General features: G+C 40.8%; 14 protein-coding genes. 8 read left to right on the plus strand and 6 right to left on the minus strand.

Annotation, left to right across the window (positions count from 1 at the left end; all coding sequences use genetic code 11):
* Positions 1–14 precede the first annotated feature (14 nt).
* The gene (locus AACU32_RS10430; RefSeq protein WP_096599500.1) at positions 15–2,237 is read right to left on the minus strand and encodes an FdhF/YdeP family oxidoreductase; all 2,223 of its coding nucleotides are present in this window, start codon (positions 2,235–2,237) and stop codon (positions 15–17) included.
* Positions 2,238–2,543: 306 nt separating this feature from the next.
* On the opposite strand from AACU32_RS10430, the gene AACU32_RS10435 reads away from it, so the two are divergent.
* A complete protein-coding gene (locus AACU32_RS10435) occupies positions 2,544–2,801 on the plus strand; it encodes a hypothetical protein (RefSeq protein ID WP_096599501.1) in 258 nt (85 codons plus the stop codon).
* A gap of 140 nt (positions 2,802–2,941) precedes the next feature.
* Here the strand turns inward: AACU32_RS10435 and AACU32_RS10440 are convergent, their stop codons facing one another.
* The 4 genes from AACU32_RS10440 to gatA all read right to left on the minus strand — a co-directional run bounded on the left by AACU32_RS10440 (position 2,942) and on the right by gatA (position 8,184).
* Positions 2,942–3,634, minus strand: a complete 693-nt coding sequence (locus AACU32_RS10440) for a PEP-CTERM sorting domain-containing protein (protein ID WP_096599502.1) — start codon at positions 3,632–3,634, stop codon at positions 2,942–2,944.
* Between the two features lie 687 nt (positions 3,635–4,321).
* Positions 4,322–5,389, minus strand: coding sequence for a helix-turn-helix domain-containing protein (locus AACU32_RS10445; RefSeq protein WP_096599503.1), 1,068 nt, complete (start codon positions 5,387–5,389; stop codon positions 4,322–4,324).
* Between the two features lie 162 nt (positions 5,390–5,551).
* Complete coding sequence (locus AACU32_RS10450) at positions 5,552–6,445, minus strand: alpha/beta hydrolase (RefSeq protein ID WP_096599504.1); 894 nt, start codon at positions 6,443–6,445, stop codon at positions 5,552–5,554.
* Between the two features lie 278 nt (positions 6,446–6,723).
* On the minus strand, positions 6,724–8,184 hold the full coding sequence (gene gatA, locus AACU32_RS10455; protein ID WP_096599505.1) for an Asp-tRNA(Asn)/Glu-tRNA(Gln) amidotransferase subunit GatA: 1,461 nt from the start codon (positions 8,182–8,184) through the stop codon (positions 6,724–6,726).
* Between the two features lie 269 nt (positions 8,185–8,453).
* On the opposite strand from gatA, the gene AACU32_RS10460 reads away from it, so the two are divergent.
* The 6 genes from AACU32_RS10460 (at position 8,454) to AACU32_RS10485 (ending at position 14,422) form a co-directional block, all read left to right on the plus strand.
* A complete protein-coding gene (locus AACU32_RS10460) occupies positions 8,454–9,803 on the plus strand; it encodes a helix-hairpin-helix domain-containing protein (RefSeq protein ID WP_096607943.1) in 1,350 nt (449 codons plus the stop codon).
* 231 nt (positions 9,804–10,034) lie between these two features.
* Complete coding sequence (locus AACU32_RS10465; RefSeq protein WP_096599506.1) at positions 10,035–10,577, plus strand: hypothetical protein; 543 nt, start codon at positions 10,035–10,037, stop codon at positions 10,575–10,577.
* Between the two features lie 536 nt (positions 10,578–11,113).
* Complete coding sequence (locus AACU32_RS10470) at positions 11,114–11,464, plus strand: DUF6464 family protein (protein WP_096599507.1); 351 nt, start codon at positions 11,114–11,116, stop codon at positions 11,462–11,464.
* Between the two features lie 426 nt (positions 11,465–11,890).
* Positions 11,891–12,322: an NADAR family protein gene (locus AACU32_RS10475; protein WP_096599508.1), complete on the plus strand. Its 432-nt coding sequence runs from the start codon at positions 11,891–11,893 to the stop codon at positions 12,320–12,322.
* 128 nt (positions 12,323–12,450) lie between these two features.
* Positions 12,451–13,542 (plus strand): tetratricopeptide repeat protein, encoded by a 1,092-nt coding sequence (locus AACU32_RS10480; protein ID WP_096599509.1) that lies wholly within the window; start codon positions 12,451–12,453, stop codon positions 13,540–13,542.
* Between the two features lie 199 nt (positions 13,543–13,741).
* Positions 13,742–14,422: a uracil-DNA glycosylase gene (locus AACU32_RS10485; protein ID WP_096599510.1), complete on the plus strand. Its 681-nt coding sequence runs from the start codon at positions 13,742–13,744 to the stop codon at positions 14,420–14,422.
* Between the two features lie 50 nt (positions 14,423–14,472).
* Here AACU32_RS10485 and AACU32_RS10490 read toward each other — a convergent pair whose 3' ends face one another.
* Positions 14,473–15,645: an acyl-CoA dehydrogenase family protein gene (locus AACU32_RS10490; RefSeq protein ID WP_096599511.1), complete on the minus strand. Its 1,173-nt coding sequence runs from the start codon at positions 15,643–15,645 to the stop codon at positions 14,473–14,475.
* A 338-nt stretch (positions 15,646–15,983) separates the two neighbouring features.
* On the opposite strand from AACU32_RS10490, the gene AACU32_RS10495 reads away from it, so the two are divergent.
* A complete protein-coding gene (locus tag AACU32_RS10495) occupies positions 15,984–16,181 on the plus strand; it encodes a hypothetical protein (RefSeq protein ID WP_096599512.1) in 198 nt (65 codons plus the stop codon).
* Positions 16,182–16,230: the final 49 nt, after the last annotated feature.

Consider the following 16,230-nt stretch of genomic DNA (forward strand, 5'->3'; position numbering starts at 1 on the left):
GACTTTTGACAACCCTAACCTTTTTCCAAACGTGCGATCGCATTATAATCGGGTACACCTTCTACGGAACGTTTACTTTTATCTAGCAGTATGTTTCCTTCAGGCCAATGTACTTGTAGGTTACCTGGTTGAATCGGTGCTAAATACACTTTTCCTGGTAACTCGCCTAAATCATTTTTTACAATTACGCGATCGCCATCTTGTAATCCTAATTTTGCCGCATCGCTGGCATTCATTAACACTGCTTCTCTCACCGCCCCAGTAATGGCATCTTTGGGTTCTTGTACCATACTATTAAACTGCTTACCCCGGCGGGTAGCGACAAAAAAACAACCTGGTGGTAATTGTTTTTGTGGTGGCGATAAAGGTGTAAAGTGCGCTTTCCCATCGGGTGTTGAAAAATTCCAGCCAAAGCATAAATGGGAACCACCATACTGGAACTGATCGCCCTGTTGTTGTAAGTGTTGAATTCCGGCATATTGAGGAATAACTTGGGCGATTTCCTGGCGCATTGCGGCTGTATTCTCAAAAGACAACTTATCTGCTAAATCTGGCTTCACCCACCTTGCTAATTCCATAAATACTTCCCACTCTGGACGCGCTTCGCCAATACGTTGTCCTGGGATTTCGGGACTGAAAATTACTCGCCGTTCGGTGCTGGTTTCTGTGACTCCCCCAGGTATTTCATAGCGAGTTGTTGCAGGTAAAAGTACTACTGTATCTGCTGGTTCTACTAACATTTGACTAGACAGTACAATATCCATATGCACCCGCAAGGGTATCTGCTTTAAAGCAGCTTCCACATAATCTGGTTCTGGGAGAACTTCGAGGAAATTACCCCCCACAGAAAACAATACATCTAATTTTTCTTGATGGGCTGCATTAATCATCTCCGGCGCAATTAAACCTGGAGTTGTGGGAACTGCAAAACCCCATTTTTTACTTAATTCGGCAGCATTTTCTGAGTTAATCGGTTTACCACCAGGAAAAACAGTGGCGTAACATCCCATTTCTGCACCACCTTGCACCCCAGAATGACCGCGAATTGGCATTAAACCGCAGCCTTCCCGACCGACAAAACCTTTGGTGAGGGCTAAGTTAATGATACTGCGCACATTATCTTCACCGCATTCATGCTGGGTAATTCCCATACTCCAGACAAATACAGCTTTGTTGGCTTTAGCAACCATTTTCGCAAAGGCGTACATTTGATTGCGAGTACTTCCAGAAAGCCGTTCTAATTCTTCCCAAGATTGGCTTGCTAGTACTTTTTTGAGTTCTTCAAAGCCAGCAGTGTAACTGTTAATAAATGACTGGTCTACCCAATCATTAGCAATCATCTGCTTAATTGTCCCATTCAAAAATGCCATATCTCCGCCCAAGCTCACCAAAAAGAAATCTTCGGCAAACTTGGTACCAAATAAAGCACTTTCGACAATTGAAGGTACCCAGTAGCGTTCCATTCCTGGTTCGCGGTAGGTGTTAATTACGACAATTTTTGTACCAGCTTTCTTGGCATAGTGGAGGTACTTCACCGTCACAGGCTGATTGTTAGCTACATTTGAGCCGATGAAGACTAATAAATCCGTACCAATCCAGTCTTTATAAGAACAAGTTGTAGCCCCCGCACCGAGAGTAGATTTAAGTCCCGCAGTACTGGGAGAGTGACAGATGCGGGCAGCGTTGTCAATATTATTACATCCCATTGCCCGCACAGCTTTCTGGGTAGCATAGTAAGTTTCGTTAACAGTGCCGCGACTGGTAATATAAAAGCTGAGGCGGTCTGGCGTGGTTGCCCGAATCCGACTGGCGATCGCTTCTAAAGCTTGATCCCAACTGACACGGCGAAAGCCTTTTTCTCCTCGCTGACGGATCATCGGATAGGGAAGCCTTCCCAAATCGCGTAATTGGGCACTTTTTTGAGTTTGTAACTGAGAAATATCCTTTAACAACGCCGTGTCAAAAGCTGGCATAGTATTCATTTGTAACAGCCGCAGCCTGACATTGCACAGATGAATACCGTCAAGCGTCCAATCTTTCATGCCGGTGGTTCCCAAAGCGCAACCATCACAGACACCTTTATTTAAAATATTCCAGGCGTAAGGTAATTGCTTGCGAGATAGCCAAATTGCGCGAAAAACTTCCCAATAGTTATTTGGGTACTGTTCGCCAATGCCAAAAGGCTTCCAACTAGCCCAGTGTTTCGGTGTCCAAAATCTTGATGGTTTGGGCAACATAGCCAAATCTGATAGATGTGGTGTGTTTCTTTTAGGCTATCGCTTTGTAGAAAATTTGAGTAGCATTTGAGCTAAATTTATTATTTGGGCATGGGGCATTGGGCATGGGGAAGAAGTCTACCATGCCCTAAAACTCCGATCCGTGTGGAGTTTTTCATAAAGATGGTTAGCGGATTTGGGTTATTTTACTGAGAACTCTGGCTGAAAGGCTTGCAGTATCTGCTTTGCATAAAATTACCGATCGTTTCAGAAATTCTGGGATTAGAATGTGTAGTAAGTAATATCGATTTTCTAAGCTGACAACTTATGAATCGCTTTACATCTTTTATTCTTGCAGGCTCATTAGCATCTATAGCCACTTTGGCGATCGCTCAATCTACTGACGCTACAACATGCGTACTTTCCCATAATTGCGACTATAATACTTCTTATACCTATAAACCTCAGATTGAGAAGGATGTAAACCAGAATCTCTACAAAACTGGTATTTTGAGTATGTTCGTCATTATTGTGACAACGAAAATAGCACAAACCGCCTTAGAGTCGTGGCTGAGTAAAGAGTAAAACTGCCTAAAGCTCACCTAGCAACTCTACGTATATTTCAAAAATATAAATCATTAGTCAATAACAAAATTCCCGACTTCTTGAAGAAATCGGGAATTGTTGTCTTTGAGAATTCCTCAGAATTATCAATTTACCTGAAATTAAACTGTTACCTTTGCTGTTACTGGTTCTTTTTTGCCATTCTTGCGTGTCAACAATCCACCCATACCAAAAGCCATCAAACCAAGGATTGTGCCTGGTTCTGGTACAGATTTAGATGGAGATGTAGCTTGATAAGTACTTTCAAATTTGTCACTATAACCACCAGAACCACCAATACTTTGAACGTGTGTAGCGATTGCTATGGTTCCAGTTTTAAATCCATTTTCGATATCACTAAATGTTTTGCCGCTTGCCAAATTAAATATGATTGATAGAGACTCACCTGTATCTACACCGTCTTTCTGATAGCCACCGTTGTTAACACCAAAAGTTAATGCGGTATCGTTCTTAGTCCAACCTAGACTCGCAAGATTTGCAAGTTTATCAGTTTTGAAATTTACTCCTGTTGTGTTACTCAGACTGGAATAACTCAAGAACTTATTGAAGTCAGTTTTGCCAAAATTAATTTCGGTAATTGACGCATCTTTTGCTCCAGTATTGTTAAATGTAAATTTAACTTTTCCGGAGCCTATATCATCAATAGAGGTTTTAAACTGGGAAGCTACATTGATGGAACCATTATTAGTTCTGTTCGTGAAGCCCAACTCAAACGCCTGTGCTGGAATTACTTGCGCGGCAAAAGCAACACTAGTTGTTACTAACAGCGCAGGAACAAATGAATTTATCTTCATATAAATTGAACCCCAAAAATTTTTCCCTTTTGAAAATATACTCCCAAAACTTTCCTAATAGCTTTCAGAGATATTAGCTTTATTAAAATTTTAATCTTTACTCAGTGGAGTATTTATACCTTAGATATGTTAATTCTGCAATAATCTATTTTCTTGGTTATAGTTCTGGCAAGTATTTCAGCACTTTCAATCAATATCAAGTATAATTTTGGTCTGCTGATACAGAATAATTTAGCTTGATGAGCGCGTTTAATTCCAGATTAAATAAATATAAAGATGTTGAATATTAACTAGAGCAGATTTGATTTAATCTACTAAGTATCAGGTAATTATTGATGATAAATCTCAGTATTTATCCATAAGTTTAATTTTTATAATTTAATTAAAAATTAAACTAGTGAGAAGCGCACACAACAAATATTGCGCCTGCAATACACCTTCTTTAGGTAGGAATTTAGCAATGAAGGAGTAGGGTGAAGACGCTAATTTTGATAAAGTTTGCTTGATATTGATTGATCAATTCCTAGTTATTTCCACAGAGATACTGCTATCCCATCACTAAGCCTTAAACCTCTTTGATGAATATAAGCTAAATTTGAGGGTAGTAAAAACCGCAAAATTAGCAACAATTAAAGCAATATGCGATCGCAAACAGCGTCAGCAGTGCAAAAGTGCGATCGCTTAATACTACAGCGCCTCTGGTGGGGAAATATCCGGCCCAACAATCACACGGGTAGTTCCAGACTTTAGTCCTGGTTTCGTGGTGGTTTGCTGCTTCTGGGTTGACTGGGGTGAGAATGAAGCTGGTTGACTATCCACATCAACTTGAAGCGTTCTGTCAGAATTTTGTGCTTGATATACTAAAGACAATCCTCCCACTGCTCCAGCCACAAAAGCTGTATAACCTAGATATAAATGCATCGGGCGGATTTCCAGTCCTAACCCACCACTAGCCTTTTGCGCCTGACACCAAGATGGTAAAGCTGCTTGCGATTTCACTGTCTCCGGTTTAGGTAAAGCAGCTGCTAAAGCTGTACCATTTAGCCCTAAAGCATTTCCAATGACGCGAATAAAGCCACGAACAAACACATCTTCTGGTAATAAATCTATATTCCCCTTTTCTAGTGCATTCATATGATGGATTGGTACATGAGTATGTTCTTTAAGTTCGATTAAAGACCATCCTTTCGATTCTCGTGCTTGCTGAAATTTTTCACCTATTTGGCGTAAATTTGTTGCATACTCTTCATTTACACAAGGCTTACTTTGTTGTTCCACTTTAGGTGGTTTGGGATTCTGATTCAGCCACCGTTTCCAAGCCGTTGCTGTAAATTTAGATTCGGGTTTTTTTGCTAAATTTGCAGATTTATCTACCTGTGATGGTAAGTTGTCCTCACTGGTATGAGTAACAGTTTCTTGGGGTTGTGATGAATTACTAGACTCTTCTTTTTGAACACTAGGAGAAATACTAGTAACATCTGTCTGTTGGCTGATATTTGTCACTTGTTGAGGATGTGTTGCAAATTGCTGAAATGTTAAACCAATAGCTTCTCTACTGACAGCTTTAAATAAAATGTTGGCTTGTTCAGCCGATGAACCTAGCAACTTCTGTAAGGTAACTAAAGCATTGCGATAAACTTTACTGCGATGCAATTTCGCTTCAATTTCACCAAGCAGCGATCGCAATTCATCTTGAGAAATTTCAATAGGAGTTTTTCCGGGAACTGTGACTAAATATACAGAGTTACTATTCATAATTTAAGTATCTTCCAGTACTGGAGCAAATAGTAGTTCTACCTGTATAATTTCTTCTTTTATTTGCTACCTGTTCCGGATTATTAGGATGAGTTTTTTAGTCGCTGCGCGTGTCATTTGTCATTGGTCATTTGTCAATAGTCAGCTAAGTTCAAATATTAGTCATTTATGAGGTGTGTAAACTTGTTGAACAAAATCATCCACCCATTGCATATATTGCACACCAGCTAAATCTGCAACGTCGTTGTGTCCGGCGCCAGGAACTAAAATTAGCTGTTTGGGTTCAGGAGCGATCGCATATAGTTTTTGGCTCATGAAAAACGGCACACTTGAATCGGCGGTACCATGTATGAATAAAACTGGCGTTTTTAACTTTGGTAATTTTTTAATCGATTCAAATCGCTGTGTCAGGATTAAATCGACGGGGAACATGCCAAACAAGTTCCTATAAGCTACTACTTCCCGAATTGAAGTGAAAGAACTTTCCACAATTACTCCAGCCGCATCTGGATGTTTGACAGCCAAATCAATGGCTATTGCACCCCCTAAAGAATGTCCATAAATAAAAATATCTCTCGGTGGAATCTGTAGCTGCTGTACTAAGTAATTCCAAGCTGTAGCTGCATCCTGATAGACTCTGTTTTCATTAGGAAAAGCACCTTCACTGCGCCCATAACCCCGGTAATCAATGAGCAACACAGAAAACCCTTGTTGATAAAACCGAGAAGCATGGGCAATGTTTGCACCAATATTGATCCCATTACCGTGCAGATACAATAAAACTTTGGCATTCGGTTGTTTAGCTGGAATCCACCAGCCGTGGATGTGTTCTACCTGACGCGATCGCACTGGTACTGGTAACCAAACTTCTTCATAAGCAACATTAAAAAGCTCTGGTGTCTTTTCCAGAGTACTAGAAGGAAAGAAGATAAACCGAGGCTGCTGAATAAAAAGAAACACACATAGGCCAAAATAGGCGATCGCGGCAATAATTGCGAAATAGAGTAGCACCTTTAATAACAAATCTAATGGTAGTTGCAGCTTGTCTATTCTCATGTACCTAATTAAGTGAAATCACGAGTATCTGTAAACATGAAAAAATTTCCTAACTGGTAGCCTGGTAATTGTCCAGCTAGGATAAACCCGAACAGAAAAATTTTAATGAGCTTGAATTATCAGTGCTATTATATACAAAAATTTACAAAAATTTACTATTTAATTTAGCTAGGGGCTAGGGAAGGGATGAGGGGGATGAGGGAGTGTGGGGAGTGTGGGGAGTTTTCTTCCCAATGCCCAATGCCCAATGCCCAATGCCCAATGCCCCATACCCATTTTCAAGCTAACTGTGGTTGATTCAAGTGCCAACTAGTGGATTGCTCATAAGCGTAAGCTACTTGAAACAGTTGGTCTTCCCGTAGTACTTTGCCAATTAGCTGCAATCCAATAGGTAGCCCCTGGTCATCAAATCCACAAGGCACACTTAAGCCTGGTAAACCGGCAAGATTTACAGGAATCGTCATCAAGTCAGTTAAGTACATACTTAAGGGATCGGTAGTTTTTTCCCCGGCTTTGAAGGCTGTAGTGGGAGCAGTAGGACAAACTAACACATCAACTTGTTCAAAAGCTTTTTCAAAGTCTTGCTTAATCAAAGTCCGGACTTTTTGCGCTTTGAGATAGTACGCATCATAATACCCAGCAGAAAGGGCATAAGTGCCAATCATAATCCGCCGTTTAACTTCTGTACCAAAACCAGTAGCGCGGGTACGAGTGTACATTGAAAGCAGATTATCTGCGTCAGGAACCCGTAAGCCATACTTAACGCCATCATAACGAGCTAGGTTAGCTGATGCTTCTGATGGGGCGATGATGTAATAGCTAGGTAAACCGTAGCGGAAGTTGGCACAGGAAACCACATGAATTTCTGCGCCCAAATGTTGTAGTTGATCGATAGCTTTGGTTACTGCTTGTTCTACCACCGAGTCCAAGCCTTCACCAAATGTTTCTTTGATAATACCGATTCTCAGCTTTTTTCTGGCTTTGAGGTCGGGTTTTAAGCTAGCAGCGTAATCAGGAATTTCCACTTTCAGACTAGTGGAGTCTTTGGCATCGTAACCTGCGATCGCACTTAATAATATTGCCGCATCTTCTACTGTGCGCCCAAATGGCCCTATTTGATCCAAAGATGAAGCGTAAGCTACCAAACCATAACGAGAAACCAGTCCGTAAGTTGGTTTCAGCCCGACTACACCGCAGAACGAAGCCGGTTGGCGAATTGAACCGCCTGTATCAGAACCAAGGGCGACAACACATTCATCAGCCGCCACCGCCGCCGCTGAACCTCCAGAGGAACCACCGGGAACCCGTGATAAATCCCAAGGATTAGCCGTGACTTGGTAAGCAGAGTTTTCTGTGGAACTACCCATTGCAAACTCATCCAAGTTGGTTTTTCCCACCATCACCGCCCCAGCATCTGCCAGTTTTTGCGTTACCGTTGATTCATAAGGCGGCACAAAATTTTCTAAAATCCGGGAAGCGCAAGTGGTGGTAATCCCTTTGGTACAGAGATTGTCTTTAATCCCAATAGGAATCCCTGCTAGCAGTCCAATTTCCTCACCAGCCGCGATTTTAGCATCCACTGCACGAGCCTGCTCCAACGCCTGTTGTGCAGTTACACACAAGAAACTGTGTAATTTCGGCTCTAAAGCTTGGATCCGGTCTAAAGCTTCTTGGGTAATTTCAACAGCAGAACGTTCTTTTTTAATTAATTGTTCGTGCAACTCGCGGATGAATGCCATGATTGCTCCCTTTGTGACTCAAGTCCTTGATTTTAGTACATTATGATTGGGAATTGGGCATTGGTCATTTGTCAATGGTCAATGGTCATTTGTCTCCTTTGTCCCCTCATCTCCCCTGCTTCCTCTAGTCCCTAGTCCCTATTTTCGTGTAAAAGTATAGCAGTGTTCGCTCTGGAATAGATTTTGTAGTCTGGGCATTGCCTGAAAATCCTGATAATTTTAATAAATTAAAGCATTGGCTAAATTTACGTAAGGAATTAATAAATAATATGGTCAAAATAGTAACACGTAAATCTTTAGGCGAACAAAATGTTTATGACATTGGAGTAGAGCTAGACCATAACTTTGCCATCAAAAATGGTTTGATAGCTGCCAATTGTTTTAATAAATCGCATTCAACTGCTTATGGCTATGTAACTTATCAAACAGCATATTTAAAAGCTAATTATCCTTTAGAATACATGGCCGCCTTATTGACGGCTAACAGTGGCGACACCGACAAGGTGCAGAAATATATCGCTACCTGTATGAGTATGAACATTCAAATCGAGCCGCCAGATATTAATCGCTCTGGGGTAGATTTTACGCCAGCAGCAGACAAAATTTTGTTCGGATTTTCGGCAGTAAGGAATGTGGGACAAAATGCGATCGCTTCGATTCTAGAAGCTAGAGACGAAGGCGGAGATTTTAAATCCTTGGCAGATTTTTGCGATCGCATAGATTTACGTGCTGTGAACAAACGGACTTTGGAGTCGCTGATTTATTGTGGTGCTTTTGACAAAATCCAATCTAACCGTCACCAGCTGATCCAAGACCTACCACTAGTTTATGATTGGGCACAATCCCGCGCTAAAGACCGAGCCAGCGGTCAAGGAAGTATCTTTGATTTATTAGGGGGATTTGCTGCTACTAATGATAAAAAAGCTAATAATGCTTTTGAAACTGCACCCAAAGCTCAAGCGGTTGAGGATTTCCCTCCACCCAAAAAATTACAGATGGAAAAAGAGCTTTTGGGTTTTTATGTATCAGACCATCCCCTCAAAGCTATTAAGCAATCATCCCTAGTTCTCGCTCCAATTAATCTTTCACAATTGGGGGAACAACGGGAAGATACAATGATTTGCGCGGTTGTCATGCTCAATAATGTCAAAAAAGTGATGACCAAAAAAGGCGATCCAATGGCAATTTTGCAAATCGAAGATTTAACTACTCAATCAGAAGCAGTAGTCTTTCCCAAAACTTACGAACGTATTAGTTCCCTGCTGGTAGTTGATGCGAGATTGATTATCTGGGGAAAAGTAGACCGCCGAGATGAACAAACTCAATTTATTGTTGAAGATGCCGAAGTAGTTGATACTGTAAAACTGATCATGGTAGAATTAACTCCCCGACAAGCAGACAACATAGAAGAACGCGATCGCCTCAGAAATGTGTTGAAAGAACTATCAGGAGACAAAGAAAAGGCTAAAATTCCCGTTATTGGCATAGTCCAAGCCGGGAATTCCCGTCAACTTGTCCGTTTTGGTCGGCAATTTTGGGTACAAGATTCTCTGAGCGCTGTTATAGCTCTGGAAAATGCTAAATTCCGGGCTGATATCAAACCGCTGACAGGAAGTTAAAATCTCAAGAACACAAACTCTGTGAAAAACACAGTTTACTGCATCATTACTTATATTTGCTGCATGAGCTTGACATAACATTTACTACTACGTCAACAGTATATAACCGGATACAAAATGCTCTGGAGTCGGTTTTTTGGTTACTTCTGCGGATGATACTTTCCCTGGTTTAATGGTATCTTTTGATGCTATGCCGTTTAGGCAATTGTCAGGGGAAGGAGCTAAGACTTGATGATCGTCAATGATCTACATAAATTTGTCTCATATTGTAAAAGAATTCAACCCCAAACACAGGATGATATCAAAAAGTTTTTTGAAGGGGTGATTGTTTTTCCCTATGACAAAGAGCTGCTATTACAAGCTTATTTATTTCTGAATATTAAAACATTATTTCCCTCATGTTATGAATTATTGTTGTTTGAAAAATCGCCAATTGCCGATTATACTGATTTGGGTAAATGTGATTTTGTCTACCTAACTAATCGTGGTAATCTGTTTTTAATCGAAACTAAATTTATTGATACAGAAGCTACAGGAGCCACAGAAAGAAAAAGAAGAAATAAGCATCGAAACAAGGTTTTTGAGCAAGTTATTACTTTAAAAAGCCGATTTAGTGAATATTGGAATCTCAGACAAGAACAATTAGAGTGCGGAGTTTTTACGACAGATCCAGAAGTGGATTGGCGGGGTAATGGTGTAAATGTAATAACTAAAACAGTAACTATCGAAAATCTGGAAAAATGGCGCAGGAATTATCAAATTATGAATGACTAATACCAATTTGGAATCCGCAATTAAGAAACATCGTAGTCCGTGCGTAAGTCCTGATAAAAATATCTTCATTTTTTGAAGATATATTGCAATTAATAAATAAAAGTTATATATCTTCCACAAAATCCCCTTGTTCTTAAAGAAGTCGGGGATCTGAGAGCTTAATGATGTTCACAAATCAAATCTTCCCCGCACAAAGACAAGCAGCAAAGCTAGCATAGCAACTTCGTCACATTTTCAGAAGCAAAGAAAGGCGATCGCCAACCAGGGAGATGAGGGGACAAGAGAGATATGGGGAGTGTGGGGAGTTTTCTGCCCAATGCCCCATTCAACAAAACTTAAAGATATGAAACTGCAACTACAGCCCAACCGATAAACTGTAAAAGTTATGCTGGTTAAAGTGGTATTAGATAATTTTTTTATGAAAGTCTCTAGTACCACAAGCCTTTGTAGTCTCCAAAAACTTTACTGTTAAGGCAAAAAGGCGAAACGACCCTAATAGCTGCACTCACCAAAATTATAAAAGAGGTAAGGAAAAAGTGTTAAGGACTCTTTTCGTAATCGTCATTGGTTTCTTACCGTCCCTGTTCTCCCTATGGATCATCCGTAAAACTCATTTGCGGACACGTTTAAGGATGAGACAAGCAGCCATGAACATGTCAGGGATGCGGGTAAGGCAAAATCTCAGTCAAGTCCAAGGTGATGCCACAGGCATCACCTACGGGGAACGCTATTATCTAGAAGGGGTTGGTTACTTAGTAGGCGACATTAGCTGCAAATTCAATGCTAGATCTGGCTATATCCGCTGTGCTGTCAATCCCAACGGGCCATGTCAGGGATGTCGCCACTACGAACCAAAGGAATTGGCTGGGAGTGAAAATCGTATTTAATAATATTAAACTATGTGAACTTTCTCTATCTAGGGTAGACCATCCACTCTCAGAAAAATTTTTCAAAAAATATTTATATTTTGGGGATGAATTGATATTAAATAACCAAATGTTCTTGTCAAGTAATTAATACATTACTTGCACTAAAATATTGATTGTTAATAAATGTTTTTAACTTTTTATAACTCTATGCTAATAGTTTTAAAACCTAAAAGTTAATCTATAATATACTTTTTTTCAAAAAAACTTCTAAATTTAGTATTGCAATACCAGATAATTGAAATACACCAAGGTAAAATAGAAATAAATTCAGAAATAGGACAAGGAACAGAATTTACAATTCTCTTGCCCATAAAAACGAAAAATATCGAGTAATATAAATGCAATATGTCCTTGTCCGAGTAGCCGCAATCCCCGATAAAATATATGACAATTTATTTTTATAATCTTCGCGAACAATATGGTTGTTTCTCCAACTTTTCAGCCCACGGTTTTGAGTTGGATGGGTTATATTGGTCTACCAGCGAACATTATTTCCAAGCACAAAAATTCGTTGGAACCTTGCATGTTGAACAAATTCGTCTAGTCAAAAGTCCTAAAGATGCAGCGAGAATGGGACGCGAACGCAGCCGTCCCCTACGCCAAGATTGGGAACAAATTAAAGATGACGTGATGCGAAAAGCAGTATTACGCAAATTTGAAACCCATGCAGATATTAGGGAAATTTTACTTTCCACAGGCGATGAAGAAATTGTGGAAAACTCTCCGATTGATTTTTACTGGGGTTGTGGAGCTGATGGGAGTGGTAAAAATATGTTAGGAATCATTTTAATGGAAGTCAGAGCAACACTCAGCTGAATCACCAAAAATTAAGGTTTGAGGCTGGACTTGTGGCGCATAGGTGATGAAAAACTGGTCAGCGTGAAGATTTACTGATAATTTGGGGAATACTAAATGATATCACCAAACTTAACAGGACTTGGTCGATGTCTACAGGCGGATGGAATCCTAACTTTAAGAATACAGATCCCTTAAATGTTCCACAACAATATGGAAAATTAAGGAAGCGTAACACCATTACCCATGATTTTGACCAAGCTTCATCAGCAGAAATAACTATTTCCCAAGAAAGTAACGGCCAGTTATTAGAAGCATCCAAACTACTACGTCAAGGAGTCCAACAGCAACAAGCTGGTGATTTAACTGCTGCAATCGAGACTTTAGAAGCATCTCTGGTGCTGTTTCAAGCAGTAGGTAATTCTCCTAAACAGGAACAAGTGCTTTCCTTATTAGCATTAATAGCTTATACAGTAGGGGACTACCAAAAAACTATTTTCTACTGTCAACAGTGTTTATGCTTGATGGGGGAAACATCAGATTTATCAGTGCGGATACAAGTGCTTTCTCATTTAGGAAATGCTTACCGTCACCTCAACGACTATGACAAAGCTATTGAGTTTTTAGACGAGAGTTTGAAAATCACCCAGCAGCAGCAAGACAAGCGCTCTCAAGTCGCAGCTTTGAATAATCTGGGTTTGGTTTATAAAGCTATAGGTAATTTTGAACAGGCGATTAATTATCAAGAACAAAGTTTAGCAATTGTCCAGGAACTGCAAGACCATTGGGGTGAGGAACAAGTCCTCAAGAATTTAGGTAATGCTTGGTATGCATTGGACGATTACCCAAAAGCGATCGCATACTATGAACAATGTGTAATCTTATCACGCTCCCTGAACAATCTGCGTAGTGCTGTTCTTGTCCTCAAGAATCTGGGTAATGCCTGCTATGCCTTAGGCGATTATACCAAAGCTATTATTTATCATGAAGAGCGTTTGCAAATAGCTAGAGAACTTCAAGACAAGCGAAGTGAGGAACAGTCTCTCGGAAGTTTAGGAGTTGCTTGTGAAGCTTTGGGTGATTACAAAAAAGCAATTACATACCATGAACAACGTTTGTTTTTAGCACAGGCGATGAAAGACGTTCGTAATCAAGAACAAGCCCTTGCTAGTCTCAGAATTGCTTGTTACGTCTTAGGCGATTATGCCAAAGCCATGCAATACCAAACAATTAGTCAATAGTCAATAGTCATTGGTCATTGGTCTAGGATTAGCCCTGGTTCCTTGACCGCTAATCCCCAGTTAGAGATAAACTGAATTAGATGTGAATCAGGAAATTTTTAGGCGATCGCTAATTAATTGGGACATTCAAAGACCGATAATACCAGAAGTACTACACTGAGATTAGACAGGTGCTATTGATTCCGACTTCGAGATTTTCATGAGCAGCGATACCCAACTCAGTCTATTTGACGACTCCAGCTTTAACCAACGAGATCTGATTCCCACAGACGCTAAAATTCCCATACCTGCCAATACTTATTCTGACATGACGGAGTTGGCACAGCACTGCAATCAGTGTCACCGTTGTGGATTAGGAGACAACCGCACTCATGCTGTCGTTGGCCGGGGAAACCTCAAAGCACAGATTATGGTTGTTGGGGAAGCGCCAGGTCAAAATGAAGACGAAACAGGCTTACCGTTTGTCGGCAAATCCGGGCAGCTGCTAGAGAAAATCTTAGCCTCTGTGAATCTCAGTACTGAGCAGGATGTATATATTGCCAATATCAATAAATGCCGCCCACCAGAGAATCGGGTTCCTACTACTGAAGAAATGGCAGCTTGCTTACCCTACTTATTAGAACAAATTCGACTGGTAGATCCCAAAATTATTTTGTTAACTGGTGCAACTGCTGTTAAAGGTTTAACTAGTGATAAACGCGCTATTACGAAAATTCGCGGACAGTGGATCGAGTGGGAGGGGCGTTTGTGTATGCCAATTTTCCATCCTTCCTACTTACTGCGGAACCCTTCAAGAGACGTAGGAAGCCCGAAATGGCTGATGTGGCAGGATATACAGGCTGTGCGTGCCAAGTACGATGAAATTCGGGCGATCAAGTAATATGGAGACAAGGGAAGGGGGACAAATTATTGTTGACTGTTGACTGTTGACTATTGACCCAAGGCTCGTTTTCCTAAAGATAAGCAAATTGCATCGTTTTGTGGGGTATGAATGCGGCTGCAAAGGACATCACGATAGTGTCTTTCTAAGGGGTTATGGCGCGATAAGCCAGGATTACCAATCAGTTGCAGTCCGATTTCCACGGCGCGAATGGCGTTATTTGTGGTGATATATTTTACGGTTTGTGCCTGTAATACTACGTTGCTGTCATAATTGGCGGCATCGATATCGTTGGCTAAACCATAAATTAGGCGATCGCTTGCATATAGTAAAGCTTCCATTTCCCCGATCGCTGTTTGAAAGCGGGGTAGTGTTGCTAAACTCGCTCCTAAATTAGTAGGCGATCGCTCATTTAAATATCCTACTAGCCAATCTCGCGCTGCTTTGGCTACTCCCTGGTATAATGCACTCAACCAGAGGCTATTACCAGCTAATTGCAATGGATCGGCAGACGACCAAGCTGATAATGGGCGAATATCCAAAGCATTCTCTACAGGAATTAAGACATTTTCTAAAATCAAGTCGTGGCTACCGGTCGCCCGCATTCCCAAGTGATCCCAAGTTTCTTCAATGCAGACACCAGGTAAATTTCGCGGTACAAGAAAATTACCCACTCGCGGTTCTATTTCTGTTGTGCGTGCCCAAACCACAAAGTAACGCAAAATTGGGCTGCCTGTCGTGTATATTTTATGTCCATTTAATAGCCAACCATTAGCAGTATATTCCGCAGTGGTTGCAGGTAATCCGCCCCGCGCTGGTGTACCTAATTCCGGTTCCACACGGGCAGCATTTATTAAAGCAATACCTTCTACCGATTCTTTACACAACCGCTGATAAATGTCATCTGGCCAGCGACGGGTACGTCCAGCATTGGCGTGTTGTAAATAATGCATTGTCAATACTAAAGCCGTAGCCGCATCCCCACCCGCTATGGTTTCAATCACCCGACAGACAGTAGCATATCCTACACCTTGACCGCCAAATTCTTGGGGAATAGTCAAATTTAGGAGTTGTGCTTGCTGGAGGGCGGTAAAATTCTCAAAGGGGAAAGAAGCATTGCGATCGTGAACTGCGGCGCGAGTCGCAAACTCAGCAGCTAAGGCGGCGACACGCAAAAATAAATCGGTGGTAGATATTACTGGAAATGTATTAACTTTGACCATATTTACTTCTTTTGTGTCAGCAAAGGATGGGTGAGCAGATATCTATACGCGATATGCGAGTTATTATTAAAAATTATCAGATATCTTCAGGACTTACGCACAGGTCACGGAAAATCAAACCGCTCCAGGACACAGAGTACACACAGAGAAGTCTGAGCGTCGGCTTCCGACGATGGCTTCTCCCAAGGGGAGACGCTGCGCGAACGCCAACGTCTTCGACGAACAGAACTTCGGTAGGAATAAGAGTTTGAGAGGTTTTTTGCGTAAGTCCTAATCTTATATGATAAAAATATTTACTCGGTCAGCAGTAGTTCAAGCTATATTTATTTTTCTCAACAATGCCCAATCCTAAAGGTAATCCAGAAAATTTAAAAAAATTTGTCACCGACAGAGACGAGCCATTAACACAAAGAATGAATTTACGCATTAGCAAAGGAATGAAGGAGGAATTATCAACAAAAGATAACCCTCCAGAGTTTTGCCGTCAGGCGATTCAAAAAGCACTAGATGAGGATAGAAAGAGTAATGAGAGTTAAGAACTTATAAATAGTTGTCGCTACAGGATTATGAAAGAATTAATGATAC

It is taken from the genome of Calothrix sp. NIES-2100 (assembly GCF_963875285.1).
Lineage (GTDB): Bacteria > Cyanobacteriota > Cyanobacteriia > Cyanobacteriales > Nostocaceae > Aulosira.

Bases quoted from the DNA above. Each gene is read 5' to 3' on its own strand.
- AACU32_RS10430 (WP_096599500.1), bottom strand. From the start codon at position 2,237: ATGTTGCCCAAACCATCAAGATTTTGGACACCGAAACACTGGGCTAGT.
- AACU32_RS10435 (WP_096599501.1), top strand. From the start codon at position 2,544: ATGAATCGCTTTACATCTTTTATTCTTGCAGGCTCATTAGCATCTATA.
- AACU32_RS10440 (WP_096599502.1), bottom strand. From the start codon at position 3,634: ATGAAGATAAATTCATTTGTTCCTGCGCTGTTAGTAACAACTAGTGTT.
- AACU32_RS10445 (WP_096599503.1), bottom strand. From the start codon at position 5,389: ATGAATAGTAACTCTGTATATTTAGTCACAGTTCCCGGAAAAACTCCT.
- AACU32_RS10450 (WP_096599504.1), bottom strand. From the start codon at position 6,445: ATGAGAATAGACAAGCTGCAACTACCATTAGATTTGTTATTAAAGGTG.
- gatA (WP_096599505.1), bottom strand. From the start codon at position 8,184: ATGGCATTCATCCGCGAGTTGCACGAACAATTAATTAAAAAAGAACGT.
- AACU32_RS10460 (WP_096607943.1), top strand. From the start codon at position 8,454: ATGGTCAAAATAGTAACACGTAAATCTTTAGGCGAACAAAATGTTTAT.
- AACU32_RS10465 (WP_096599506.1), top strand. From the start codon at position 10,035: ATGATCGTCAATGATCTACATAAATTTGTCTCATATTGTAAAAGAATT.
- AACU32_RS10475 (WP_096599508.1), top strand. From the start codon at position 11,891: ATGACAATTTATTTTTATAATCTTCGCGAACAATATGGTTGTTTCTCC.
- AACU32_RS10480 (WP_096599509.1), top strand. From the start codon at position 12,451: ATGTCTACAGGCGGATGGAATCCTAACTTTAAGAATACAGATCCCTTA.
- AACU32_RS10485 (WP_096599510.1), top strand. From the start codon at position 13,742: ATGAGCAGCGATACCCAACTCAGTCTATTTGACGACTCCAGCTTTAAC.
- AACU32_RS10490 (WP_096599511.1), bottom strand. From the start codon at position 15,645: ATGGTCAAAGTTAATACATTTCCAGTAATATCTACCACCGATTTATTT.
- AACU32_RS10495 (WP_096599512.1), top strand. From the start codon at position 15,984: ATGCCCAATCCTAAAGGTAATCCAGAAAATTTAAAAAAATTTGTCACC.